Genomic DNA, 24,815 nt, shown 5'->3' with positions numbered 1-24,815 from the left:
GTATCTTTCCTAGTTATTCTGAGCTGATTAATATATGGGGGGAATCAACGGCTTGCTTTATTTGAGTGTAATTATAATCTCCAATCCTGTCTGTGTCAATATCAGGACGTCATCCTTCTGATTTGAGAAGTTCAAGGATTGCCCTGGTGGCCGGACTGCGATATCATTTCTGCCCGACTGCTTATTAAAATAGGACGCCGAAGCGTCCTTTGGCAGTGTTTGGATTTTAGATCCGTTAGCAGGCTTTTTTACACTTGCACAGACCGCGGGCAGATTTGGCCACTTTTATGATCTTCATGATCTTTTCTCCTTCTTGGAGTATTTGAGGTTAAAAAGCCGGTAACTGTTACTTCGTGCAACAGATTGCCTATATGATAAGGTTTCGTAAAGGCCCTGTCAAGATATTTTGGACTAATCCGAGGGATAGAATTCTTGGGCTATTCCGGTTCGTACACGCAATCCTCCACCTGTTCTTCCCACAGGTCATAATGAGGCATTTCGTTGCTGAGGATGATAAAGGGAATGCCATCCGGGAACGCTTTGCAGGTCATGGTGTCCATCTCAAGGGTATGCTTATGGAAATTCTTACAAAAAACACATAAGGGGATATTAATCATAACGGCCTCGACGCGGCAGAGAGTTCCACCGCCAGGATGATCGTATGCCAGGATTGCAGCGATAGTTAAGTATAACATTTTCGTTATTGACTTTTCATGTTCTTTTAGGTTTATAATCCCCTTTTAATGAAGATGTATTCAATCAATGATTATGACTATCATCTGCCACCGCAGCTCATCGCCCAAGAGCCCTTGCCGCAGCGGGATCAGGCCCGGATGCTGGTGCTGGAGCGGGCTGCCGGGGTTATCCGGCACTGCCGCTTTACACAATTGCCCGAATTTTTGAGCGACCGGGACGTCCTGGTGGTCAACAATACCCAGGTCTTTCCGGCCCGTCTGCGGGGTTGCAAGGCCAGCGGCGGCCGGGTGGAGGTTCTGTTATTACAGCCGCCAACTCCTGAGGGTAATGGGGATGTTCCCCGGCAGGCCCGGGTGCCGGCCTGGTACCGCGCTTCCAAACCGCCTAAGGTCGGGCAGATGTTGAACTTCGGCCTGGAACTGGAGGGGGAGATCACTGCTGTAGGTCCTGCCGGAGAAATCACCCTATTGCTCCAGAGCCAGGGCCGGGATATTCGCCAGGTCGTAGCCGAGGCGGGTGCTATGCCCTTGCCGCCGTATATCCGACGGTTGGCGGGGCCAGAGGATACTCTGAGGTATCAGACCATCTTCGCGCATCGGCTCGGGGCGATAGCGGCTCCCACCGCCGGTCTGCATTTTACTCCGGCGCTGTTGCACCAGCTTGAGGCTGGCGGGGTGGAAGTCGTTTCTCTGACGTTGCATGTCGGCCCCGGCACTTTTCAGCCGGTCCGGGAAGAGGATTATTCCCGCCACCGATTGGCCCCGGAATATTTTCTCCTGTCGGCCGAGAGCGCTGCGGCTATCAACCGGGCGCGAGCGGGCGGAAAACATATTGTTGCCGTGGGTACCACCACCGTTCGGGTCTTGGAGTCGCAATATTGTCAAGGCCAGGTGTTTGCCGGAGAAGGATACTGCGACCTGTTTATTTATCCGAGATACCGATTTAACGTGGTCGACCGGCTTATCACCAATTTTCATCTGCCGAAATCCACCCTGCTGCTTTTGGTGAGCGCCTTTGCCGGGCGGGAATTTGTCCTGCGGGCATACCAGGAGGCGATTGCGGCGCGCTATCGTTTCTACAGTTACGGCGATTGTATGTTGATCATTTGAATCGCAGGAGGTTTTGGCAAAAGAGCTGGCTTGCCAGGGCTGGACGCCGGGACTGAAGCGATATCTTTGTTTTATATTGCCTTTATGCCCCCGATACCGGATGAATATTAACTTTGAGATATTAGCGACGGACCCGCACTGCGGCGCCAGGCGGGGTCGACTTAGCCTTCCGCGCGGCGAGGTGGAAACCCCGGTATTTATGCCGGTAGGCACCCAGGCCACGGTCAAGACCATGACCCCGGAGGAGCTTCAGAGCTTAGGGGTTAGTATCATCCTGGCCAACGCCTATCACCTCTACTTGCGTCCCGGGGCTGAGATTGTCCAGGCCATGGGCGGTTTGCACCAGTTCATGAACTGGGATCGGCCGATCCTGACCGACTCCGGCGGTTTTCAAATCTTCAGTCTGGCGGCACTGCGCCACCTCAGCGACGAAGGGGTCACTTTCCGGTCGCATCTCAACGGCGCCACTCACTTTTTAACGCCGGAGAAGGTTATTGCTTTACAAGAGACCCTGGACGCTGATATCCTTATATGTCTTGATGAATGTCCGGCGTATGGGGTCAGCGAAGAGTATGTTGTACGTTCCGGGGAGTTGACCTGGCGGTGGGCCAGGCGTTGTCAGCAGGCCCGCAGCCGCTGGGATAAGCCCTTGTTTGCCGTGGTTCAGGGCGGCATGTGGTCTAAGCGGCGCCGGGAGCAGGCCCAGGCCCTCGTAGCGGAAGGGTTTGACGGCTATGCCATCGGCGGCCTGAGCGTCGGTGAGGACAAGGCAACCCGCGAGGCTATGCTGGAGGTTACGGTTCCGGAACTGCCGCACCACCAGCCCCGTTATCTGATGGGTGTCGGGACGCCGGAGGATCTGGTGGAAGGGGTGGCTCGCGGCATCGACATGTTCGACTGTGTCCTGCCTACCCGCAACGCCCGTAACGGGATGGCCCTGACCCGGTTCGGGCGGGTGGTGATTAAGAATGCCGAACACGCCAGGAGTTCCCGGCCGCTGGATGAGGCCTGCGGTTGTTATACTTGCAGGAATTATACCCGAGCCTATCTCCGGCATCTCTACGTGGCCCGGGAGATCTTGGCTTATCGTCTCCTGACGATGCACAATTTGTATTATTATCTGGAGCTAATGGCTGGTATGCGGCAGTCATTGGCCCAGGGGAATTTTCAGGAATTTCGCCAGGCTTTTTATAGCCAGAGAGAATATGGAGGTGCATACAGTGGTTGATCTTGCCTATGCCATGGCCGGAGCGTCCGGCGAGGCCGGGGGGAGCAGCGGTCTTTTGACGATTCTACCCCTGATTTTGATGTTTGGTATTTTCTATGTCCTGCTCATCCGTCCGCAGCAAAAAAAGGCCAAAGAACATCGCAGTTTTCTGGAAAACTTGAAAAAAGGTGATAAAGTGGTTACGGCTGGCGGACTCTATGGGGAAATTACCGGCATGACCGATCAGTCTGTAACCCTGGAAATCGCCGACCGGATCAGGGTCAAAGTGGGACGGGGCTATATTGCCAATTTCGCCCCGAAAGAATGAGTCGAAGGTGCTGCTGGCAACTGTTCGTTAAATCAATAGACAATTCCTCAACCTCAGGTGCGGAAAGCTGACCGTGCACGATCCCCGAACAATTGATGTGAAGACAAACCTTAGCGGCCAGGTCGAGGTGTTGAGCGCGCTCATCCTGGAGTTGGCCGCTCTTTTCCCCGGCGGTACCCAGCAGGCGGAACATTGGCGCCGGATTCTGGAGAATCTGCAGACTCATTTCAGCGAAGACCGTTGCCGAGTGGCGGTGGTGGGGACGGTCAAATCGGGGAAGAGCACATTGATCAATTCCCTGCTGGGTCGGGACCTGCTCAAGCGAGGAGCGGGCATCGTCACGGCGATGATCACCCGGGTCGAATCGGGCAGCCGTCTCCAGGCCTTGCTGCTCTTCAAGAATTGGGAGGAGGTTAATGGCGAACTCAACAGCGCCCTGAGCTTCTTTCCCAGCCCTATGCTGCTGGAGAGAAAGGGGGCTTTCGATATCCGACGTCAGGCGGACCGGGAACTGTTGGTCGGCGTCCTGGCCCAGGTCAATCAAGACCAGCTCCTCAGCCAGGATATGATGGATAAGAATTATGTCCTGGTGCAATCTTTTCTGGAAGGCTATTCCTCTATCCAGGAATTTTTGGATGAAGGCAGACAGAGGCTGGAGCTCAGCGAAGACCAGGTGGTTAGGCACCAGCAGATGGTGGCCCACGAAGCTTTAGCGGTGTATCTCCGGGATGCCCGCCTGACGGCGCCATTTCCCTGGCCGGCCCAGGGAATGGAGTTGGGAGATTGTCAGGGCAGCGACTCCCCGATCCCCCAGCATTTGGCCCAGGTGCAGAACTATCTCATCGGCGCTGACCTGGTCATTTACGTCATCAGCTCGCGGGTGGGGCTGCGTCAGGCGGATTACAAGTTCCTGACCGACTTGAAGCGGATGCGTTTGTGGGATAACTGTGTTTTTGTGATCAACCTGGACCTGAACGAACTGGAAGATGCAACGGCGGCTCAGAAGTTGGTTCAGCGCTGGCAGCGGGAACTGGCGGCCTTTCAAGCCGAACCGCCAGTCTTTGCTTTTTCTGCTTTGGATAATCTGTTAAATCGCCTGAAGCAACAGGGTGTATCCCTCACTCCCAAGGACTTGGGCAAGCTCCTGACCTGGGAAAGCGACGCCGCTAGCACGGAATTTTCCCGGAACGAGGCGGCCCGATTTGAAGGGTATCTTCGGGAGATGTTGGCCAACCGGCAGACGAGGCTGCTCCTCTCCGGCAGTCTGGGACAACTGCAAACCGTCTCCCAAGGAGTGAGAGAATGGATTGCGCTGCAGAATGCTTTTCTCAGTGACAACGTCGCCGCCTTCCAGACGGCCCGTGAGCGCCTGGAACGGCGGCGGTGGCCACTGGAAAGCCTGATGTCCAGCCTGGGATCAGCGATGCAGGGGGGGGTGCAAGAACTTAAACTTGAGCTGCGGCAGCGGTTGGATAGATTTTTTGACTTCCGGCATGGGGATATTGGTCCTATTATAACCCGTTTTATTGAGAACTATGAGGGCAGCCTGGAGACCCTGGAGATCGGTGAGCAGGTTTCCGCCTTTATGTCCGGGGTTTATCTGGTTTATCAAACTTTTCAGCAGCGCTTGCTATTGTTTTTGACGGAAGAGATTAACCTGAAAATCCTGGATTTTATCAGATTGCAAGAAGAGTGGCTGCAAAAGCGGCTGACCCAGGTTTTGGAGCCGCTCTTGAGTCCCCTGCAAGACGCCCTCAACCTCTATTATCAGGAGATCGAGGGCTTGGGCATCCCGGCCACGGCTCCGCGAGTTGCAACAAGTCCGTGGACCAAACCCGAAGCCCTCCAGCCCAAGTTGTTTTCTCTGGAGATCAGCCTCAGTTGGCGGATCCGCAGCGAAGCCCTGCTGCGCTTCGGGATCAACCTGGTGGGCGAAGCCCTCGGGCGTCTGAAAAAACTCTGGCGCAAGCAGGCGTCCAAACCGAAGCCGGACCGCCTCCGGGCCTCTCTGGCGGATGCGCTGCAAACCATCAAAACTCAGACCCTGGGGGAAATGGCAGCCAGCCTCCTGGATTATAACGAGGGATTAAAATTCCGCTACTTCTTTCCCTTGCTGGAGCATCTGGCCCAGAGTCAGGAAAGTGCCCTGAAATCATCGCTGACGGCGCTGTTGTTGGATTTTGAGGGTTTCCAGGAGGCTCTCACGGAACAAAGCCATCAGAAAGCGGAGCGGCGTCAGCAGTTAGTTGATCTAGCCCGGCGCCTGGAGCAGCTTGAAACTGCCAGCGCCGCCCTGGCGGCTGCCGCCTCTCAGGTCGGTTGACTATGGTGGAACCGGCCAGCACGGTAATCTGGATGGCCCTCCGTTCCATACCAGGACTAGGGGTAGTGATCTTTCACCGCCTGCTCAAGCGCTTTACTTCCCCGGACCTGGTGTTTCAAGCGCCTTATGAGGAGCTGATTCAGGTCAAGGGGGTCAGTCCGGCCATAGCTCAGGCCATTTGCGACTTCAACGATTGGCCTCGCTGGGATGCCGCCCTGGAGCACTTGGTCAGATTGGGCGGGGAGGTAATAACCTTTTCGGACGTGCGGTTTCCGGTGCTGCTGCGGGATATTCCTTATGCCCCGCCGTTTATTTACGTCAGAGGGTCTCTCAGCCCGGCCGATGAGACAGGCATAGCCATCATCGGCAGCCGCAAACCGAGTTATTATGGCCGCCGCACCAGCCATCGGCTGGCTGTTGAACTCAGCCGACATCAGGTTACCATTGTCAGCGGTCTGGCTCGGGGGATCGATACTGCCGCCCATCAGGGGGCTTTAGACTCCGGCGGCCGCACGCTGGCGGTTTTGGGCTGTGGTTTAGACGTTATTTATCCACAAGAAAATAAAGCATTATATCAGCAGATTAGCGAGAACGGGGCTTTGGTTAGCGAATTTCCTCTGGGGGCGGCGCCCGAAGGGAGAAATTTTCCGATTCGCAACCGGATCATCAGCGGCCTGTCTCGCGGCGTGGTGGTGGTGGAGGCCGGCAGCCAGAGCGGTGCTCATATTACGGCTCATTATGCGCTGGAACAGGGACGAGAGGTCTTTGCCGTTCCGGGTCCCATCGACTCGCCGGGGAGTATCGGACCGCATCGTTGGATTCAACAGGGCGCCAAATTAGTTCAGTCGGCAGCGGATATCCTTGATGAGTTTACTACCTTGCACCGGAGCAGCCCTATGATGGCCGAGGCCAAGGTCCCGACCCCGTCCGCCCGGATTGAAGACCCGATCATTGCCCACTTAAGCAACGCTCCGGTGCAGTTGGATGACCTTATTCGAACCTCGGGGCTGGCCGCCGGAGAGGTTATGAGCCGCCTGACCCTGTTGGAACTTCAGGGATTGGTGCGGGAACTGCCCGGGAAGTTTTTTCTCCTGGCCGACTAAGAGCCATATAATCCGCCGTTTTCGGTTAAATAATAGTGGAGGCATCCGGGCGTCGGGATACCGGCGGGAGCACCGGTGCTTCATAAATGTTTAAAATTTAAGTGATACTATATGACCAAATCATTACTCATCGTTGAATCCCCGGCCAAGGCCAGGACTCTGCAGAAATATCTAGGCAAAGACTTCGAGGTGCGCGCTTCGGTGGGACACATCAAGGACCTGCCCAAAAAAGAGCTGGGCGTGGATGTGGAGAAAAATTTTATTCCCAAGTACGTCACCATTGACGGGAAGACTAAGACGATTCAGGATTTAAAGCGAGCGGCGCATGATGTTGAAGATATCTACTTAGGGCCGGACCCCGACCGTGAGGGTGAGGCTATCGCCTGGCACATTGCCGAGGTATTAAAAAGCGGCAAACATCGATTCCACCGAGTCTTGTTCTATGAGTTGACCCCCAGGGCCATTCAGGAGGCCCTGGCCAAGCCGATGGAGCTCAATCGGCCCCGGTATGAAGCCCAACAGGCCCGCCGCATCCTGGATCGATTGGTAGGCTATCAGATTTCACCCCTGCTGTGGGAGAAGGTCAAGCGGGGATTGAGCGCCGGCCGCGTGCAATCCGTGGCCCTGCGGTTGATCTGTGACCGGGAGCGGGAGATTTTGGCCTTCGTTTCGCAGGAATACTGGTCTCTGACGGCCCATCTCAAGGCCGAGCAGCCGCCTCCGTTCCAGGCTAAGCTTATTAGGTACAAGGGCAAGAAGCTTGAACTGGCCAAAGCCGAACAGACCCAAGCGGTGGTAGCCGCCCTCGAGGGAGCGCAGTACACGGTAACCGCCGTCGAACAGAAGGAGCGCCAGAAAAAACCCTTGCCGCCTTTTATTACCAGCACCATGCAACAGGAGGCCAGCCGCAAGCTGCGGTTTGCGGCCAAGAAGACCATGCAGGTGGCGCAACGGTTGTATGAAGGGAAGGATTTAGGTGCGGCCGGACCGGTGGGTCTGATCACGTATATGCGCACCGATTCCACCCGGGTGGCGGGTGAGGCTGTTGCCGCAGTGCGGGATTTTATCCGGCAGGAATTCGGTCCGGATTATCTTCCGGCCAAACCCAATGCTTACAAGAGTCGGAAGACGGCGCAAGAGGCCCATGAGGCCATCCGCCCCACCGATGTCAGCCGCACGCCGGCTGCGGTGGCGCCGTTTTTGGAGAAAGACGAACTGCGACTCTACGAACTCATCTGGAAGCGGTTCGTCGCCAGTCAGATGGAGCCGGCCCGGCTGCTGGTTACTACTGCCGACATTTCGGCAAATCATTACACTTTTCGGGCCACCGGCACCGTCGTAAAGTTCCCCGGCTTCACCGTGCTCTATGAGGAAACTCCTGACGCGGCGGGAGAAGAAGAAGATATCAAACTGCCGCCCTTGAAAGTCGGCGAGCTGTTGGAATTGCTACAACTCGAACCAAAACAGCATTTTACCCAACCGCCGCCGCGCTATACTGAAGCTACCCTGATTAAGGAGCTGGAAAAACAAGGGATCGGCCGACCCAGCACTTATGCTACGATCCTCAGCGTTATTCTGGGGCGGCTCTATGTCGCCAAGATCAAGGCTGGGTTTAAGCCTACGGAACTCGGTTTAATGATTAACGACCTGTTGGTGGCCAGTTTTCCGAAGATTATGAATGTCGGTTTTACCGCCAATCTGGAGGACCGCCTGGACGCCGTTGCTGAGGGGGAGGTTATCTGGCAGGAGGTCCTGCGGGATTTTTATGGCTCCTTTTCCCAGGAGTTGCAGGAGGCCAAACAGGTCATGCCTCGGGTCAAGAGCCTGGCCACCGGCCTGACATGTCCGCAATGCGGCGCCGAGCTGCTGATCAAGTGGGGCAAGACGGGAGAATTCCTGGGATGTTCAGGGTACCCGGAATGCCGCTACACCCGGAATTTCAGTCGTGATGAGCAGGGGCGGATTGTTCCGGAAGAAAAAAATAACGTCCCCGCCCCCGATCTGCCGGAGATAACCGAGGTCTGTCCGAAATGCGGGCAGACCCTGGTGGCCAAGCAGGGCCGCTTCGGCCCGTTCCTGGCCTGTCCGGGGTATCCCAAATGCCGTTATACCCGCAGTTTACAGGAGGAGGAAGGAGAGGTGGAGGCAGTTCCCTGTCCGCAACCGGATTGTACCGGAGTCCTGCGGGCCAGGAAATCTAAGCGGGGAGTCTTTTACGGTTGCAGCAACTATCCGGAATGTACCTATGCCCTCAATTACCCCCCGGTGGCCAAGGCCTGCCCGCAATGTGGCTTTCCGGTCATGGTTCGCAAGGAATTAAAAAAACAGGGCAAGATCCTGGCCTGTCCACAGAAGAGCTGTGGCTACACGGAGCCGGACCTTGACGAACCCGGCACTGATTAATATTGTCGGCGGAGGCCTGGCGGGGGCGGAAGCGGCCTGGCAGGCGCAGCGTCAGGGTGTACGGGTGTGCCTGTTCGAGATGAAGCCGGAGAGATTTTCTCCGGCACATCAGTCACCCCTGTTGGGTGAGCTGGTCTGCAGCAACTCCCTGCGCTCGGAGGCACCTGACAGCGCCATCGGTCTGTTGAAAAATGAACTGCGCCGCTTGGGTTCGCTGATCATGGGGGCAGCAGCGGCGAGTCGGGTGCCGGCAGGCAAGGCCCTGGCCGTGGATCGGCAGGCCTTTGCCAGATTCATTACCGAGGCATTGGCAGAACAGCCGGACGTTGAGATTGTCCGGCAGGAAGTTACGGCCCTGAATTTTTCCGAACCGGCGGTTATCGCTACCGGTCCGCTCACGACCGATTCCATGGCGGAGTCATTGAGGGAGCTGACCGGCAGGGAACAGTTGCATTTCTATGACGCCATCTCTCCCATTGTCTTTGCTGATTCCATCAACCACGACATAGTCTTCCGGGCCTCCCGCTATGGGGCGGGGGACGATTATCTCAACTGTCCCCTGACGGAAGCGGATTATCAGACTTTTTATCAGGCCTTGACTACGGCTGAGCTGATGCCGCTGCGGACATTCGAAGAGGCCCGTTTTTTTGAGGGGTGTCTGCCTATCGAAGTCATGGCGGCTCGGGGATATCAGACCCTGCTCTTCGGACCCATGAAACCGGTGGGTTTGATGGACCCCCACACCGGTCGGCAGCCTTTTGCGGTAGTGCAGCTTCGCCAGGAAAACCGGGAAGGAGAACTCTATAATCTGGTAGGGTTTCAGACGCGTCTGAAATACGGGGAACAGCGGCGGGTGCTGCGGCTCCTGCCGGGATTGGAGCAGGCAGAATTTGCCCGTTTGGGGAGCGTGCACCGCAATACCTTTATCCACTCCCCTGGACTACTCACCCGCTTCCTGAATTTTGCTGCCAGACCGCAGCTCTTCCTGGGGGGGCAGATAACCGGCGTAGAGGGGTATCTGGAGTCCACCGCTATGGGCTGGCTGGCCGGGGTCAACGCCGCCCGCCTAGCCCGGCAGCAGCCGCTGCTCAGCCCGCCGCCGGAAACGGCCATGGGGGCCTTGGTGCGCCATATTACAAATACTGAGGTCAGGGATTTTCAGCCGATGAATGTGAATTTCGGCTTATTCCCTGCGTTGCCGGGCCGGGTGCCGAAGAAGGGGCGCGGCGCGGCGTATGCCCAACGGGCCCTGGAGGCCCTGGAGGCGTGGCTGGCGAGGCTTTGAGGGGTGTGGTAAGCTGGGTTTTTGGGGCAATTATTTGGTTTCGAAGTTATTGCCTGTCTCTGATTTGACCACCCGAAGCTGGGGTTTTTCGATTTTGTGGCGGACAATCTCCCCCTTGGCCAGGTAAATCACTTCTTCGGCGATATTGGTGGCGTGATCGGCGATGCGCTCCAGTTCGCTGGAGATGGCAGGAAGCTGAATCAGACAGTCCACTCTCTCGGGGTACAGGCGGATACGCTCCTGGACTTTTGAGTAAGCCTCCCGGTTCATCACGTCGACCTCATCATCTTCCTCACACACTTCCCGTCCGAGTTCGGGGTTCATCTGCACCAGGGCATCAAGGCTTTTTTTCACCATGAGCAGAACTTTTTCGGCCATACTGGTATAGTCGAACGGGATATCGATGTTGGCGCAGGAAGCCAGAGACATGGCTCGTTCGGCGATGTTGACGGCCAGATCACCGATACGCTCCAAGTCGTTGTTGATATTGAAGACGGCAATGATGAAGCGCAGGTCTCTGGCCACCGGTTGATGCAAGGCCAGGGTCTTCAGACATTCTTCTTCGATTTCCACTTCCAGGGCATCGATTTCCTCATCCGCATCAATCACTTTAGCAGCCAGGTCAGTATCGCGTTTTACCAGGGCCTTGACGGCGTCGCGGACGTTTTCTTCCACAATGGTGCAGACGGAGAGGATTTTCTTTTTCAAAAAGTTAATTTCTAGTTCGAGTGTCCTGGTCATAAGGATAATCCTTAGCTGAGGCGGGCGTCTACGGCTTTCCCTGGCCCTGCCGTGCAGATCAAGGTCAGGCTGATCATCATAACCGCTTAAAACAGCAGGCTTACGAGGTCAGATCGGGCTTTCCGCCAAGATTTTATTCTGCTGATTGTGAAAATGCAACCATTATTGTGCTGACTAAAAAACGGACTGTTTTTGGCAGCCGTTACCGGTTTTGGGGTCGGTGAGCGACCATTAGGCCTGATGTTATCCGAAGCGGCCGGTAATGTATTCTTCCGTCTGTTTGTTGGCCGGATTGGTAAAGATCTGTTTGGTGGCGCCGAATTCGATGATCCTGCCGGAGAAGAAAAATGCGGTATAGTCAGAAACACGGGCCGCCTGCTGCATATTGTGAGTGACAATCGCAATGGTGTAAATGGTTTTGAGCTCATGGATGAGTTCTTCAATTTTGTTGGTGGCAATGGGGTCGATGGCCGAACAGGGTTCATCCATGAGCAAGACTTCAGGTTCCACCACGATAGCCCGGGCAATACAGAGTCGCTGCTGCTGACCGCCGGAGAGGGCAGTTCCGGGTTTGTGCAGGGAATCTTTTACTTCATCCCAGATAGCGGCCTTGCGCAGGGCGTCCTCGACTCGGTCGGCAGTCTCGCTCCGACTCAGTTTGTAATGCAGCTTTAGGCCGAAGGCGATGTTATCGATGATACTCATGGGGAAGGGCGTCGGTTTTTGAAAGATCATACCTACCCGACGGCGCAGTTCAAGGACGTCGGTATCCGGCGCCAGGATATTTTTGCCATCGAGAATGACCTCGCCGACCGCCCGTTGGTCCCGATAGAGTTCAAAGATACGGTTATAAATTCTGATATGGGTCGATTTGCCGCAACCTGAAGGCCCGATAATGGCGGTCACCCGATTTTTGGCGATATCCAGGTTATTGTCAAAGAGGGCTTGATTGTCGCCATAGAAGAAGTTAAGAACGCGGGCCGAAATCTTGGCCCCGGTATGCGGCGCTGCCTCTCGAATGACTTCGGCGATCTCGGCGTTTTTTATGAGAGAACGTTTGTTTGGTTGTTCTTTCGGTCGGGTGGCGGTCATCGCTTTTTTTCTCCAAAAGTGAGGCGGGCCAGCAGGTTCAGGACCAGAATGGAGGCGGTGATTAAGAGGGAGGCACCCCAGGCCAGCCTCTGCCAGTCTTCATACGGAGACATGGCATAATTGAAGATAGTAACAGTCAGGTTGGGGGTTGGCTGCATTAAAGAACTTATCATGTAGGGGCTGTTGAGGGCGGTGAACAGGAGTGGTGCGGTCTCGCCGCTGACCCGCGCCACGCCAAGCAGCACCCCGGTCATAATGCCGGAGCGGGCGGCGCGGAAGACAATGGCCAGGGTTACCCGCCAACGGGGGCAGCCCATGGCTAGCGCCGATTCCCGCAGCGGATCAGGTACCAGACGGAGCATGTCCTCGGTAGTGCGAGCCACGACGGGAAGCATGATAATCGCCAGGGCCACGGCTCCGGCAAATCCCGAAAAATTGCCGGTCGTCAGGACCAACAAACCGTAGACAAACACCCCAACGATGATCGAGGGCATGCCGGTTAAGACATTGGAGGCGAAGCGGCAGACCTCGGCCAATTTGGAGTGTTGCCCAAATTCGCCCAGACAGACCCCGGCTAAAAGACCGATGGGCACGGCCATCACGGTGGCCAAAAAAGTCAACAGCAGGGTCCCGAGGATGGCATTGGCCAGACCTCCGCCGGCTACCATGGGCGGGGTGGGGTTTTTGCTAAAAAAATCCAGGTTGAGCGCCGGCAGTCCCTTATAGGCCAACATCAGCGTGATCCACAGAAGGATAAAGATACCTAGACAGGCGGCGATAGCGGCTATCATGCTGATCAGCAGATTAACGAGGCGACGTCCGGTAGCCGGCCGAGAAATCATATTTTGATACTCCACGTGCGGTACAAACGCCGCAGCATGAGTTGCGATATCATCTGAACAATAAAGGTGAAAACAAAGAGCACCAGACCTAAGGCGATGAGGGAGCTGATATAGATCGGTTCGGTGGCTTCGGCAAATTCATTGGCCAGCGAAGAGGCGATGCTGTTGCCAGGGGCAAAGAGAGAAAGGGCAATCCTGTGAGTGTTGCCGATGACGAAGGTCACGGCCATGGTTTCACCCAGCGCCCTTCCCAGACCCAGGAAGAGCGCCCCCAGGACCCCGACGGCGCCGTAGGGAATAGTAATCTTGTAGGTCACCTCCCAAGTAGTGGCGCCGACGCCGTAGCCGGATTCCTTCATTACGGCCGGCACCAAAGCGAAGACGTCCCGGCAGATGGCAGTGATAAATGGCAGGATCATAAAGGCCAGGATGATCCCGGCGGTAAGCATGCCGATCCCCATGGGTGGCCCTTCGAATAAAGGCAGGAAACCGAGGGTGCGGCCTAAAAAGGGCTGCACATAGTTGGCCATGAAGGGGGCGAAGATAAACAGCCCCCACATGCCGTAGATAATGCTGGGGATGGCCGCCAGCAATTCAATCAGGGTGCTCACCACTTTACTGACCCGAGGCGGGGCGAGTTCCACCAGAAACAGAGCGATGACGATGCTCATCGGCGCCGCCAGGGCCATGGCAATGAGGGTAGAGACTACCGTACCGTAAATACTGCTGGCAGCCCCAAAGGTCTGGGTCACCGGGTTCCAGGTTTCGGTGATGAAAAAGCGCCAGGAAAAGGTCTTGAGCGCCAGCCAGGAAAGACTGAAAAGTTCCCAAAAAATACCCGCCATGATTAAAGGGATAACCAGGGTGGCGATTACGGTTATCCACTTAAAGACGGCATCGGCGTTCACCCTTAAAGGGGTTTTTTCCTGCGCGGCTCTGGTCATCTCCAGAGGTCGAGACATATACACGATACCTTTTTGAAATCCACGGGAACGTAGTTTGGTATTCAAGGCGTAGGGGCACGGTGCACCGCGCCCCCTTTCAGACTTCTCACCCTGATTCCCAAAGGCGAGAGGATATCCATTGAACCCATGAATGGTAGATGATGCTTAGTCCCTCAAGGAGGTCCAAGAAAACATAAAGGACAAAAGTTTGAGCAATCGGTATTTGTGGCAGACTATGGCCATACAGGTTTATTGCCAGACTTAATCTCCTTGGTCCAGGCCTCTGCAATGATGCCCACGACGCTATCGGGCATAGGAACATAATGCAGTTCTTCGGCGATGGCGTCTCCATGTTTATAACACCACTCGAAGAATTTGAGCATGGTCTTGGCCTTATCGGGATCAGGCTGTTCGTTTTGCACCAGGATGAAGGTGGCGCCGACGATGGGCCAGGTCTTTTCGCCCGGCAAATCCGTGAGTACCATATAAAAACCGGGAGCTGTCTTCCAATCGGCGGCGGCTGCGGCAGCGCTAAAGCTCTCTGTTCCCGGAGCCACGGCTTTGCCGGAACGGTTGATGAGGTTGGCATGCGGAATCTTGTTGATGGTGGCATAAGCGTACTCAACGTAGCCGATGCCGCCTTCCACCTGCTTGACGTTGTTGGCGACGCCTTCATTGCCTTTGGCGCCGACGCCAGTGGGCCAGGATACGGACTTAGCGTTGCCGACCTTCTCTTTCCACTCCTTGGAGACCTTGCTCAGATAATTGGTAAAAATCCAGGTAGTTCCGGAACCATCGGCCCGATGTACGACGGTAATGGCCTGATTGGGCAATTTGACTTTGGGGTTCAGCTTGACGATAGCCGGGTCATTCCAGTTTTTGATCTTGGCGAGAAAGATATCAGCCAAGACTTCGGAAGACAGGGTAATCTGTCCGGCGTCCACTCCCTTAAGATTGATGATCGGCACCACGCCGCCCATTAAAGTGGGGAACTGCACCAGATTATCCTTCTGGAGATTTTCAGGTTTCAAAGGATCATCAGAACCGCCAAAATCCACGGTCTTGGCCTTAATCTGGGCGATGCCGCCGCCCGAACCGATCGACTGATAATTTATCTTAACTTTATTCAACTCGTAATACTTGTGCGCCCATTTGGCATAGACCGGATATGGGAAGGATGCCCCGGCGCCATTAATCGTGACCTCGGCCTGGGCTAAGAGCGGCAACCCCAGGCAGGCCAATATTGTCAGTAAACCGACCACTTTCTTCATGTACAGACTCCTCCTTTTGTTTTAGTTTGTTTTATTTTTGTTAGATTACTGTTAGCTATTCATTAATTATTGGTGATGATGGCCTGGTCTTGGAATTTTGGGTTTCGAGTTTCGAGATTAAAGGTTCAAGATTGATATGAAAGGAAATCCATTCAGGACTCGGTACACGAAACTTTGATCTTTGAATAGCTAGATTAAGGAATGGATATTTAAACGTCGTGAGCTGGGGATTAGAATTCTGTCAGAAAAATGGAGGGGTAAGACTGTCATCGTCATTCGGTTTAGGCCGACAGGGGGAGGTGCAGGGTGAAGACACTCCCCTGGCCTAAGGTGCTGTCCACCGTGACCCAGCCGTCATGGGCCTGGGCGATGTGTTTGACGATGGCAAGGCCGAGGCCGGTGCCGCCTACTTTGCGGCTGCGGCTGGTGTCGACGCGGTAAAACCGTTCAAACAGGCGGGGGAGGTGTTCTAGGGCGATGCCTCGACCCTGATCCCGCACCCGGATGAGGACTTTTTCGGTGGCCGGTTCGGCCGTTACGGCAACGGCGGTTTCCGGCGGGCTGTATTTTATGGCATTATCGATCAGATTGACCACCGCTTCCTCCAGCAACGGGGGATTGATGCGGGCCTGCAGATTGTCGGGGCAGGAGAGAGAGATGGTGATCTGCTTTTCGGCGGCTCTGACCTCGCATACCTGGATAGCCGCCTGCAGAACGGTTTTCAGCGGTTTCCAGGTTAGAGTGACTTTGCCCTCTTCCTCTTCCTGTTCGATGCGAGAGAGCGTGAGCAGGTCTTCGATAATTTGATTCAAGCGATCGGCCTGTCGCGCCATGATATTTAAAAAGTGGACGGCGTTGTCAGGTTCATAAATGGCGCCGGATTGCAAGGTTTCGACAAAGCCCTTGATAGAGGTGATCGGGGTTCGCAGTTCATGTGAGACATTGGCCACGAAATCTCGCCGGATCCGTTCCAAACGCCGCATTTTGGTGACGTCGTTCATGACCAACAGGACGCCGATGACCTTGCCCTGGGCGTCCAAGAGTTTACTGCCATGTAATTGAATAATGCGCTCACTCAGACCGTTGAGCGTTAACTCTCCTTCCACCGGTATGGTGGCGGTGCGTGTCTGCTGCAAAAACCTTTGGAGTTCCTGATTGCGGATGATTTCCTGGATGCTTTGCCCCTTGGCTACTTCAGGGTTGACCATAAGGAGGCGGCTGCCGGCCTTATTGAGGGTGATGAGGCGGTCATTCATGTCCACTGCCACGACGCCCTCGACCATGCTGGCGAGAATGGCCTCCTGTTCCTGACGCTGCCGCAGGATGGTGCGAAAGCGGTCGTCCAGCTGCGCCGCCATATTATTTAAGGCCTCGGCCAGACTGGCCAGCTCCGCGGCTTCGGGCACCGGCACCTTGCTGCTCAGGTCACCCCGGGCGAACCTTTCGGCCCCGCGGTTGATTTCGGTCAGGGGGCGGCTCAAACGCCGAGTGATGCTGTAAATAACGATTGCGGCCACTAGAATGATAACCAGGCCGCCAGCGATGATTTTTAGATAGATCTCGCGGAGAATTTTGTCCACATAGGTGACCGGCAGAGCGGCCCGCATGATGCCGGTGATGCGGTCCTTGACCCTGATGGGGAGGGCGGCATAGATCATGCGCTCCTCCAGGGTGTAGCTCTGCCGGACGGAGATGCCGACGGCGCCTTTGCGGGCCTCCTGAAATTCCGGCCGGTCGGCGTGATTTTCCATCTTTGCGGGGTCGTAAGCGGAGTCGCCTACGACTTTCCCGTCCGGGAGCATCACCGTAAACCGGATGCCGGTCTGTTGGCCCAGGTATTTAGCCGATTCATCCAGAGATGAGTACTCGTAAGCATTGAGGAGGGGATTGATCTGGGCCTCGGCCAATCGGGCCTGTTTGACCAAGTCGGTGGTAAGCTGTTCCTGATAAAGCTGGCGCCAGAACCTGGTGACGTAGACGGTGGTCACCAATAGAGATATCAGGGTAATGCCTAAAAAAGGCGGGTAGAGATGCCAGATGATTTTCTTGCGGCGCACAGGATTATTCTTTAAAGCGGTAGCCGACGCCCCGCACCGTTTCGATGTAATCTCCCAGGGCGCCTAATTTTTTTCTCAGACCGACTACCTGGACATCCACGGAGCGGTCGGAAACGGGATAATCATCGCCGTGAACGGTATTGACGATCTGGGACCGGGTAAACACCCACCCGGGACGGCGGGCCAGCATGTGGAGCAGGCGGAATTCAGTGACGGTCAAATCCACCTGTTGCCCCTGGATCAATACTTCATGTCGGCCGGGATGAATTACCAGATCATGGATGGTAAGAGGGGCGCTTTCGGACAGGGGTTCGGCCGACCGGCGCCTGAGGACCGCCCGCAGCCGGGCAATCAGGACGCGGGGACTGAAAGGTTTGGTGACGTAGTCGGCGGCACCTAACTCCAGGCCGGTGACAATATCCGCCTCCTCGCCCTTGGCGCTCAGCATAATGATCGGCACGTGGCTGGTCTTGGGGTCTTGCTTCAACTTCCGACAGACCTCCAGGCCATCTACTCCCGGCAGCATTAAATCCAGCAGGATGAGCTCTGGGTGGATCGAGTGGGCTGTTCTTAATGCCTCTTCACCGGTAGCGACGGCGGTCACCCGATAACCTTCTTTGGTGAGATTATAGCGGACCAACTCGAGGATGTCCTCTTCGTCGTCCACCACGAGAATATGTTCTTTGGCCATTAACTGCCTCCCGACAAAAAACAAGCGAAATATTAATAGTATGGCATGCGAATGTTAGGAGACAACAATTTCTTTGTTAGGATTGCACTTTTATCGTTCACGGTTTTCGGCTAAAAAATAGAGTGAAAATAAAAAGCCAGTAATACCTCAGCCATCTGAGAGCATAGACCAAGGAAGGGGTGGCCGGTGCCCACTCTAGCAGCACTGCAGCACCGACAGGCCCATCCGTAGGGGCGAATCTTATCTTCGCCCCAAACAACTGGGGTGTTACAGAAGCTTTAACCCCCCGTTGGTTGCGGTACAGGTCAGCCACGGTATTATATCCGGTAACAGGGAAGAATGGTAGAGGAATTGGCAGAAGGGAGATAGTTTGGAGCGCCGGTAAACAAATCTCACGGTTTGTGGCTGACGCAATTATAAGGATAATTGCATTGGTTTATTGTTAGATTAATGTTAGCATAATATAATATAAATCTGCTCGGGGAACGTCGTTTCCCGGTAAACATCTTCATGGCGAGGAGGATGATCTCGTCTTGCCGCGAGAACATGTCAGCCGCAAATTTGAAAATGACCTCCAAACTTTGCGAAGCAAAATTTTGAGTTTGGGGGAGATGGTAGCCAATGCCATCGCTCAGGCCTGCATCAGTCTGGAGACCTGGGAAGAAGGGCCGGCCCTGGCGACCATTGAAGGGGATCAGCAGATCAACTCTTTGGAGGTAGATATCGACGAGAGCTGTTTGACCATGATCGCCCTGTATCAGCCGGCAGCCACCGACCTGCGTTTTATCACTACCGCCATGAAGATCATCACTACTTTGGAGCGGATCGGCGATCTGGCCGGCAACATCAGCCGCTATGCCCTGGACCTGATTGCCGCTATGGAAAACTCCATCGATTTAACCCCTCAGCTCAGCATGGCAGTTAAGGTTCAAGAACTGTTAGAGAACAGTCTCAGGGCCTTTATCAATTGGGACGCGGAGCTGGCTCTGCAGACGGCCCGGAGGGATCAGGCGATAGACCGGATCTACCAGGACAGCCTTTGGGAGGCGGTGAAACGGATGCAAGGAAGGGATCTGCAGTCAATGCACAACATCATGCGGACCTTTATGATTTCTAAATTCCTGGAGCGCATTGGCGACCATGCGGTGCATATCTGTGAGATGGTGGTCTTTATGGTAAAGGGTCGAATTATCCGTCATCAGAAGGCGACGTTGGATTATCTGGATGAGGAGTTCCATTGATCGAGGGGGGGGGCGGCCTAAACCTTTGTTGGGAAGCAGGTATTGAGTTCCGAGTTGGAGGAAAATAACTTCTGCATCGGCTGGAAGCCGGTCCACCGGCTGTTGCTCCTTATGAATCGCGGGTGATTGATAGGTCGTGAATATTATCAGGAATAAGCTATTGATATCGTTTCTGCTGCTGGCCGGTCTGATCTTAGGCTGCGGCCGCAGCGAAAGACAGGGGCAAACGCTGACCATTGCCGGGTCTACTTCGGTGCAGCCCTTCGCCGAAAAGCTGGCGGAGGTCTATATGCAAAAGTGTGCCGGCTGCCTTATCAATGTTCAGGGAGGGGGGTCTAGCGCCGGCATCATGGCAGTGCAGCAGCGTGCGGCAGACATCGGGGCCTCATCTCGGGAGTTAACTCCGGCGGAAAAAAAACTCTGGGAGACAGTCATTGCTTTTGACGGCATCGCCGTTATCGTCCATCCCACCTCGGGATTGACCGACCTCTCTTTAGAGGATCTGCGGCGCATCTTTACCAGCAGCTTGCACAATTGGTCGGCCTTGGGTTTGCCGGCCCACGGCATCCATGTAATCACGCGAGAAGAAGGGTCCGGTACCCGCACTGCCTTTGAAGAGTTGGTTATGGGTAAAACCGAGATCACCCCTTCGGCCCTGGTGCAGGATTCCAATGGCGCCGTCCGGGAGATTGTGGCTACGGATCCCTATGCCATCGGTTATATCTCCTGCGGTCTCGTGAATCACCAGGTAAAGGCGTTGGCCATTGACGGGGTCAGCCCCACGAGCCAGAACATCAAGAAGGGTGAGTATAAACTTACCCGGCGGTTTCTCTTTGTGACCTTGGATCGGCCGACCGGCATTGCCAAGGAATTTAATGATTATGTTTTAAGCCGCAAAGGGCAGTTGATTTTGGAAAATGAAGGTCTGGTCAGCATCGGCGAGCAGTGAGCCAAGAATGGGTAACGAAAAACTGATCGAAAAAGTTCTCCTGCTTTTGGCTATGTCGGCCATCGGGTCCTTATTGCTCATCACTATTTTTATCTTTTTGGAAGGGATGCCGGTAATCGTTACAACCGGGATTCACAATTTTGTCTTAGGGGCTCACTGGGCGCCCACCAAAGGTCATTTCGGCATTTTGGCCATGATCCTGTCTTCCCTGTACGTGACCCTCGGGGCCATGATCTTTGGGGTGCCGCTGGCCCTGGCCTGCGCCATTGTATTGGCGGAGTTTTCACCGCCGTCTCTGACCAGGATCCTCAAACCCACGATAGAACTCTTGGCAGGCATACCGTCGGTGGTTTATGGCTTCCTGGGGGTGGTGCTGCTGGTGCCGCTTATCCGTAATTATCTGGGGGGGCCGGGCTTGTCGCTGCTGGCGGCGGCGTTGATCCTCGGGATTATGATCCTACCGACGGTGATCAGTATCTCCATTGACGCTATCAATGCGGTACCGGCCATCTATCGTGAAGGTTCTATTGCGCTGGGGGCCACCCAATGGCAGACGGTACGCAAGCTGGTGTTGCCAGCCGCCCGTTCCGGCATCATCACCGCCATTATTTTGGGCATGGGGAGAGCCATCGGCGAGACGATGGCAGTGATTATGGTGGCCGGCAACGCCTTGAAGATTCCTACCTCCATCCTGGACCCGGTGCGCACTCTGACCAGCAATATCGCTCTGGAACTGGGCTACGCCTCCGGCGCCCACCGCGAAGGGCTCTTTGCCACCGGCATCATCCTGTTTATCATTATCATGATCCTGAATACGGCAGCAACGCTCATTGCCGGGCGGAAATAAGGCCAAACCATGCGGATTGACCCGTTTCTGACGCAGCGGCTGATGAAAAGCCTGCTCTGGAGCCTCACCGGACTGACCCTCTTTTTCCTGATATTTATCATCGCCTTTATCTCAGTCAAAGGCCTACCCCAGGTCACGTTTCACTTTTTGTTCCATGATATCGAAGACATGGGACGGGCCGGGGGGATCTTCCCGACCATTGTTACTACCATCTACTTGACCTTGGTAGCCCTGGCGGTGGCCTCGCCGCTGGGAGTGGGAACCGCTATTTATCTGACGGAATACACGCGGGAAGGCTGGGTTACCCGCCTGATCCGATTTGGGGCGGAGTGTCTGGCGGGAGTACCGTCGATAATCTTGGGCCTCTTTGGTTTTGTGCTCTTTGTCATCAAGCTAAACTTGGGCTGGTCGATGTTGTCCGGGGGACTGAGTCTGGCTATTATGGTGCTGCCGACGATTATTCGCACCAGTGAGGAGGCTCTGAAGGCCGTGCCCCGAGAGTATCACGATGTCTGCTATTCTTTAGGAATAGGGAAGTGGCGGACCATCACCCGGGTGGTGCTGCCCTGCGCCCTGCCGGGAATTATGACCGGCATTGTGTTAAGTATCGGCCGGTCGATCGGGGAGACCGCCGTGGTGTTGTTTACTGCGGGGGCTTCGTTGCGGTTGCCGGCCACGCTCTTTGATTCGGGGCGTTCCATGGCGGTGCACTTTTATATTCTGGCCCGGGAGGGGTTGTCCATGCCTAATGCTTACGGGACCGCGGCCATCTTGATCATCTCCATCCTCCTGATCAACATCAGCGCCTATAGCCTGATGCAGCGGTTCATTCGCAGATATAGTTAATGATATGCTAAAAGATTCTACCTGGCCGATTAAAATTCAGGTACGCGACCTAAACTTTTATTATGGCCAGCGTCAAGCCATAGAGGACCTCCGGTTGGACATCCGGCAGGGCGAGATTCTCGGATTGATGGGTCCGTCCAAGAGCGGCAAGACAACATTTTTACGGGTGCTCAACCGGATGAGTGATCTGGTGAGCGGCGCCAGGGTAGAAGGCAGTGTCCACCTGGACGGCGAAGATATCCTCGCCAGAGATTGTAACGTCGATGAACTGCGCCGGCGGGTGGGTATGGTCTTCGCCAAGCCGACGCCTCTACCCCGTTCTATTTACGAGAACCTGGCCTTCGCCCCCCGGATGCATGGCAAAAGATCGAAAGCGGTCTTGGATGAACTGGTAGAGTTCAGTCTGAAAGCGGCGCAATTATGGCCGGAAGTTAAAGACCGTCTGCACGATTCGGCCCTGAAACTTTCGGGGGGTCAGCAGCAGCGACTCTGTCTGGCGCGGACACTGGCCATGCAACCGGAAGTGATTCTCTTGGACGAGCCGACCAGTGGCCTGGATCCGATCTCCACGGCTCGCATCGAGGAGACGCTGACAGAGTTGAAGAAAGATTTTACCATCATCCTGGTGAGCAACAACACCAAACAGATCGCCCGATGTTCGGACAAAGTGGCCTTCTTGCTGATGAGCCGCCTCATCGAATACGGCGTTACCCCGGAAGTCTTCATGGCCCCCAAAGACAAACGGACTGATGATTATATATCGGGGCGGTTTGGATAAGAAGAACGGGAAGAGGGTAGAGGGAAAAGGGAAAGCAGTGCTTATTTTTAGGCCGTTGCTGAAAAAATAATGATGAGTATGCCGAACGACATTATCACTATCCGCCACTTGGATTTATATTACGGCAGTTTTCATGCCCTGAAGAATATCGATGCCTCTTTCGTGCGGCAGAGGATTACGGCGTTGATCGGGCCGTCCGGTTGCGGCAAATCGACCCTGCTCCGGGTGTTAAACCGGATGAATGATCTGATCGATGGCGTATCGATTACCGGCCAGGTGCTGATTGACGGCGATAACATCTATCGTCGGGACACCAACCTGATCCAGTTGCGCAAGAAGGTGGGGATGGTCTTTCAGCGGCCCAACCCCTTTCCGCTCTCCATTTACGATAATATCGTCTATGGGCCGACGCTGCATGGACGGCCGCATAAGAAGGAATTGGAAGAGATCCTGGTGCGGTCGCTGGAGGCGGTGCATTTGTGGCAGGAATTACGGGACCGGTTGCAGCAATCGGCTCTGTCCCTTACCGAAGAGCAGCAGCAGCGCCTCTGTATAGCCCGTCTGCTGGCCGTAGAGCCAGAAATTTTGCTGATGGACGAACCCTGTTCGGCCCTGGACCCCCTGGCTACCCTGCAACTTGAGGAATTAATGCAGGAATTGGTCAAGGAGTATACGATTATCATCGTCACCCACAACATGCAGCAGGCGGCCCGGGTCTCCACCGATACCGGGTTCATGCTGCTGGGCGACCTGGTGGAGTTCGGCCCTACCTCCGCCATCTTCACCCGCCCCAAGGACAGCCGCACCGAGGATTACGTTTCCGGGAAGTACGGCTAGTGCCGATTTCGACCTGCCTGCAACCTGCCCGGACCACAGCCAGCTCATATTAGGATACTATTAAACCGGAAACGGTGTAAATTGCGCGCGCTAGATACTATCTGCCGGGGGCAATGGTTTCTGGCGCCAGATTCTGCAATAGTTCGATCTCTTGTTTGCGGAGTTTTCTGGCGTGTGCGGCAAGGTTATGGAGTTCTGCGGTGCTGAGTTTTTTTACTCCCGCCGCCGAAAGCAGCCAGAGATCGATCGGCCCGCCGATGCCGTAGGCCCCCACTTCGATGGCTTCCTCCACTACTTTATAGGCCAGGAGGGTGGCCTGCTCCAGTTTGAGATGCTGGGGTTGATACTTGCTAAGCAGGGCATAGGCGAAGAGATCGCCGTTGCCGGCTACAAAAGGCCGCTGAGTGATCCACTCCGGCGAACCGAAGACGCTCAGATGCAGCAGTTCGGGTTTTCTGCTGTATTCGGCAAAAATAAATTCGGCATTATGCAACTGGATCAGGCGGTCTTGATCCAGGGTCAGAAATTGGGAACGGAAGTCCATCTGTAGCAGTTCCGAAACGCAGTTTTTGATCAGCTCGCCGATCTGGTCCCTAAGATTGGCCAGGGAGGCGTCCAAAGGCAGGGCCGTCAGGCGCTCCTGCACCCTCTGAATGAGTGATAATTCCCCGGCCGCTGCCCAGAGGATACTGTTGCTTAAAGGAAAGATCTTTTTCCCCGGCGAACGCACTTCTCCCGTTGTCACCTGGCCATCGGAAGCCAGGACAATGCCGTCCACTGCCGCCAGACCCAAGATAAGCGTCATGACCCCTCCCTTCTGCAGCCCGTGATGCCTTGCAGGAAAGATGGTGGCGCCACCTTTCCAGCCGGCGCGCCCAGACACAGGCTAGAGAGCCTGTGCACCTGATTTTTTAAGCTTCGTTGTGATTGCTGAACATGAAACTTATGCGATAGTATAACGCCCGGTGCTCGTTTTTGCCCGTTTTCTTTCCCCCTGGGGCGAGATTACCATAGTACCGGTTAGCATTTTAAAAAATTATTGGAATGTAGGGGCGAACCTTGTGTTCGCCCACCGCATAGGGTCGAATACGAAGGGCAAATACAAGATTCGCCCCTACAGTGGGGATATACAAGTTCACATGTTCTCAAGAACACAACGAAGCATAAAAGAATCATTGGTGGCCTAGGCCTCCTGGCCGGTGCATCAGCGTGCCGGCTGAAAAGC

General features: G+C 55.1%; 21 protein-coding genes. 13 read left to right on the top strand and 8 right to left on the bottom strand.

What is annotated here, in order from left to right; translation table 11 throughout:
• Positions 1-743 precede the first annotated feature (743 nt).
• From queA to trmFO, 7 genes are all read left to right on the top strand, one after another.
• Positions 744-1,805: a tRNA preQ1(34) S-adenosylmethionine ribosyltransferase-isomerase QueA gene (queA, locus tag DESAC_RS13180; protein ID WP_013707573.1), complete on the top strand. Its 1,062-nt coding sequence runs from the start codon at positions 744-746 to the stop codon at positions 1,803-1,805.
• Positions 1,806-1,905: 100 nt separating this feature from the next.
• The gene (gene tgt / locus DESAC_RS13175) at positions 1,906-3,033 is read left to right on the top strand and encodes a tRNA guanosine(34) transglycosylase Tgt (protein ID WP_013707572.1); all 1,128 of its coding nucleotides are present in this window, start codon (positions 1,906-1,908) and stop codon (positions 3,031-3,033) included.
• On the top strand, positions 3,011-3,340 hold the full coding sequence (gene yajC, locus DESAC_RS13170; protein ID WP_013707571.1) for a preprotein translocase subunit YajC: 330 nt from the start codon (positions 3,011-3,013) through the stop codon (positions 3,338-3,340). Before tgt ends, yajC begins: the two co-directional genes overlap by 23 nt.
• 97 nt (positions 3,341-3,437) lie before the next feature.
• Positions 3,438-5,663, top strand: coding sequence for a dynamin family protein (locus tag DESAC_RS13165; RefSeq protein WP_169311544.1), 2,226 nt, complete (start codon positions 3,438-3,440; stop codon positions 5,661-5,663).
• 2 nt (positions 5,664-5,665) lie between these two features.
• Positions 5,666-6,766, top strand: a complete 1,101-nt coding sequence (gene dprA / locus DESAC_RS13160; protein WP_013707569.1) for a DNA-processing protein DprA — start codon at positions 5,666-5,668, stop codon at positions 6,764-6,766.
• A 111-nt stretch (positions 6,767-6,877) separates the two neighbouring features.
• Complete coding sequence (gene topA / locus DESAC_RS13155) at positions 6,878-9,169, top strand: type I DNA topoisomerase (protein ID WP_013707568.1); 2,292 nt, start codon at positions 6,878-6,880, stop codon at positions 9,167-9,169.
• Positions 9,147-10,454, top strand: a complete 1,308-nt coding sequence (gene trmFO / locus DESAC_RS13150; RefSeq protein ID WP_013707567.1) for a methylenetetrahydrofolate--tRNA-(uracil(54)-C(5))-methyltransferase (FADH(2)-oxidizing) TrmFO — start codon at positions 9,147-9,149, stop codon at positions 10,452-10,454. Before topA ends, trmFO begins: the two co-directional genes overlap by 23 nt.
• Positions 10,455-10,484: 30 nt before the next feature.
• Here the strand turns inward: trmFO and phoU (DESAC_RS13145) are convergent, their stop codons facing one another.
• The 7 genes from phoU (DESAC_RS13145) to DESAC_RS13115 all read right to left on the bottom strand — a co-directional run bounded on the left by phoU (DESAC_RS13145) (position 10,485) and on the right by DESAC_RS13115 (position 18,092).
• Positions 10,485-11,195, bottom strand: coding sequence for a phosphate signaling complex protein PhoU (gene phoU / locus DESAC_RS13145; protein WP_013707566.1), 711 nt, complete (start codon positions 11,193-11,195; stop codon positions 10,485-10,487).
• A 243-nt stretch (positions 11,196-11,438) separates the two neighbouring features.
• Positions 11,439-12,287, bottom strand: a complete 849-nt coding sequence (gene pstB / locus DESAC_RS13140; RefSeq protein WP_013707565.1) for a phosphate ABC transporter ATP-binding protein PstB — start codon at positions 12,285-12,287, stop codon at positions 11,439-11,441.
• Positions 12,284-13,129, bottom strand: coding sequence for a phosphate ABC transporter permease PstA (gene pstA, locus DESAC_RS13135; protein ID WP_013707564.1), 846 nt, complete (start codon positions 13,127-13,129; stop codon positions 12,284-12,286). Before pstA (DESAC_RS13135) ends, pstB (DESAC_RS13140) begins: the two co-directional genes overlap by 4 nt.
• Positions 13,126-14,091: a phosphate ABC transporter permease subunit PstC gene (pstC, locus tag DESAC_RS13130; RefSeq protein ID WP_013707563.1), complete on the bottom strand. Its 966-nt coding sequence runs from the start codon at positions 14,089-14,091 to the stop codon at positions 13,126-13,128. The genes pstA (DESAC_RS13135) and pstC (DESAC_RS13130) overlap by 4 nt, the downstream gene beginning before the upstream one ends.
• Positions 14,092-14,306: 215 nt before the next feature.
• Positions 14,307-15,344: a phosphate ABC transporter substrate-binding protein PstS gene (pstS, locus tag DESAC_RS13125; protein ID WP_013707562.1), complete on the bottom strand. Its 1,038-nt coding sequence runs from the start codon at positions 15,342-15,344 to the stop codon at positions 14,307-14,309.
• 281 nt (positions 15,345-15,625) lie between these two features.
• Positions 15,626-17,401: an ATP-binding protein gene (locus DESAC_RS13120; RefSeq protein ID WP_013707561.1), complete on the bottom strand. Its 1,776-nt coding sequence runs from the start codon at positions 17,399-17,401 to the stop codon at positions 15,626-15,628.
• A 4-nt stretch (positions 17,402-17,405) separates the two neighbouring features.
• Positions 17,406-18,092, bottom strand: a complete 687-nt coding sequence (locus DESAC_RS13115) for a response regulator (protein ID WP_013707560.1) — start codon at positions 18,090-18,092, stop codon at positions 17,406-17,408.
• Positions 18,093-18,625: 533 nt separating this feature from the next.
• Between DESAC_RS13115 and phoU (DESAC_RS13110) the strand changes: the two genes are divergently transcribed.
• The 6 genes from phoU (DESAC_RS13110) to pstB (DESAC_RS13085) all read left to right on the top strand — a co-directional run bounded on the left by phoU (DESAC_RS13110) (position 18,626) and on the right by pstB (DESAC_RS13085) (position 23,590).
• On the top strand, positions 18,626-19,333 hold the full coding sequence (gene phoU, locus DESAC_RS13110; protein WP_013707559.1) for a phosphate signaling complex protein PhoU: 708 nt from the start codon (positions 18,626-18,628) through the stop codon (positions 19,331-19,333).
• Between the two features lie 160 nt (positions 19,334-19,493).
• On the top strand, positions 19,494-20,282 hold the full coding sequence (locus DESAC_RS13105; RefSeq protein WP_013707558.1) for a phosphate ABC transporter substrate-binding protein: 789 nt from the start codon (positions 19,494-19,496) through the stop codon (positions 20,280-20,282).
• 7 nt (positions 20,283-20,289) lie between these two features.
• The gene (gene pstC, locus DESAC_RS13100) at positions 20,290-21,129 is read left to right on the top strand and encodes a phosphate ABC transporter permease subunit PstC (RefSeq protein WP_013707557.1); all 840 of its coding nucleotides are present in this window, start codon (positions 20,290-20,292) and stop codon (positions 21,127-21,129) included.
• A 9-nt stretch (positions 21,130-21,138) separates the two neighbouring features.
• Positions 21,139-21,975 carry a phosphate ABC transporter permease PstA gene (pstA, locus tag DESAC_RS13095; protein WP_013707556.1) on the top strand — a complete coding sequence of 279 codons (837 nt, stop codon included), beginning with the start codon at positions 21,139-21,141 and terminating at the stop codon, positions 21,973-21,975.
• A 4-nt stretch (positions 21,976-21,979) separates the two neighbouring features.
• Positions 21,980-22,753, top strand: a complete 774-nt coding sequence (gene pstB / locus DESAC_RS13090; RefSeq protein ID WP_013707555.1) for a phosphate ABC transporter ATP-binding protein PstB — start codon at positions 21,980-21,982, stop codon at positions 22,751-22,753.
• Positions 22,754-22,831: 78 nt separating this feature from the next.
• Positions 22,832-23,590: a phosphate ABC transporter ATP-binding protein PstB gene (gene pstB, locus DESAC_RS13085; protein WP_041284610.1), complete on the top strand. Its 759-nt coding sequence runs from the start codon at positions 22,832-22,834 to the stop codon at positions 23,588-23,590.
• A gap of 97 nt (positions 23,591-23,687) precedes the next feature.
• Here pstB (DESAC_RS13085) and DESAC_RS13080 read toward each other — a convergent pair whose 3' ends face one another.
• A complete protein-coding gene (locus DESAC_RS13080; RefSeq protein ID WP_013707553.1) occupies positions 23,688-24,395 on the bottom strand; it encodes an Ntn hydrolase family protein in 708 nt (235 codons plus the stop codon).
• Positions 24,396-24,815: the final 420 nt, after the last annotated feature.

The sequence above is a fragment of the Desulfobacca acetoxidans DSM 11109 genome (assembly GCF_000195295.1).
Taxonomy (GTDB): Bacteria; Desulfobacterota; Desulfobaccia; order Desulfobaccales; family Desulfobaccaceae; genus Desulfobacca; species Desulfobacca acetoxidans.
The sequence above is the reverse complement of the archived record's forward strand: the minus strand, read 5'-3'. Positions and strand labels throughout refer to the sequence as shown.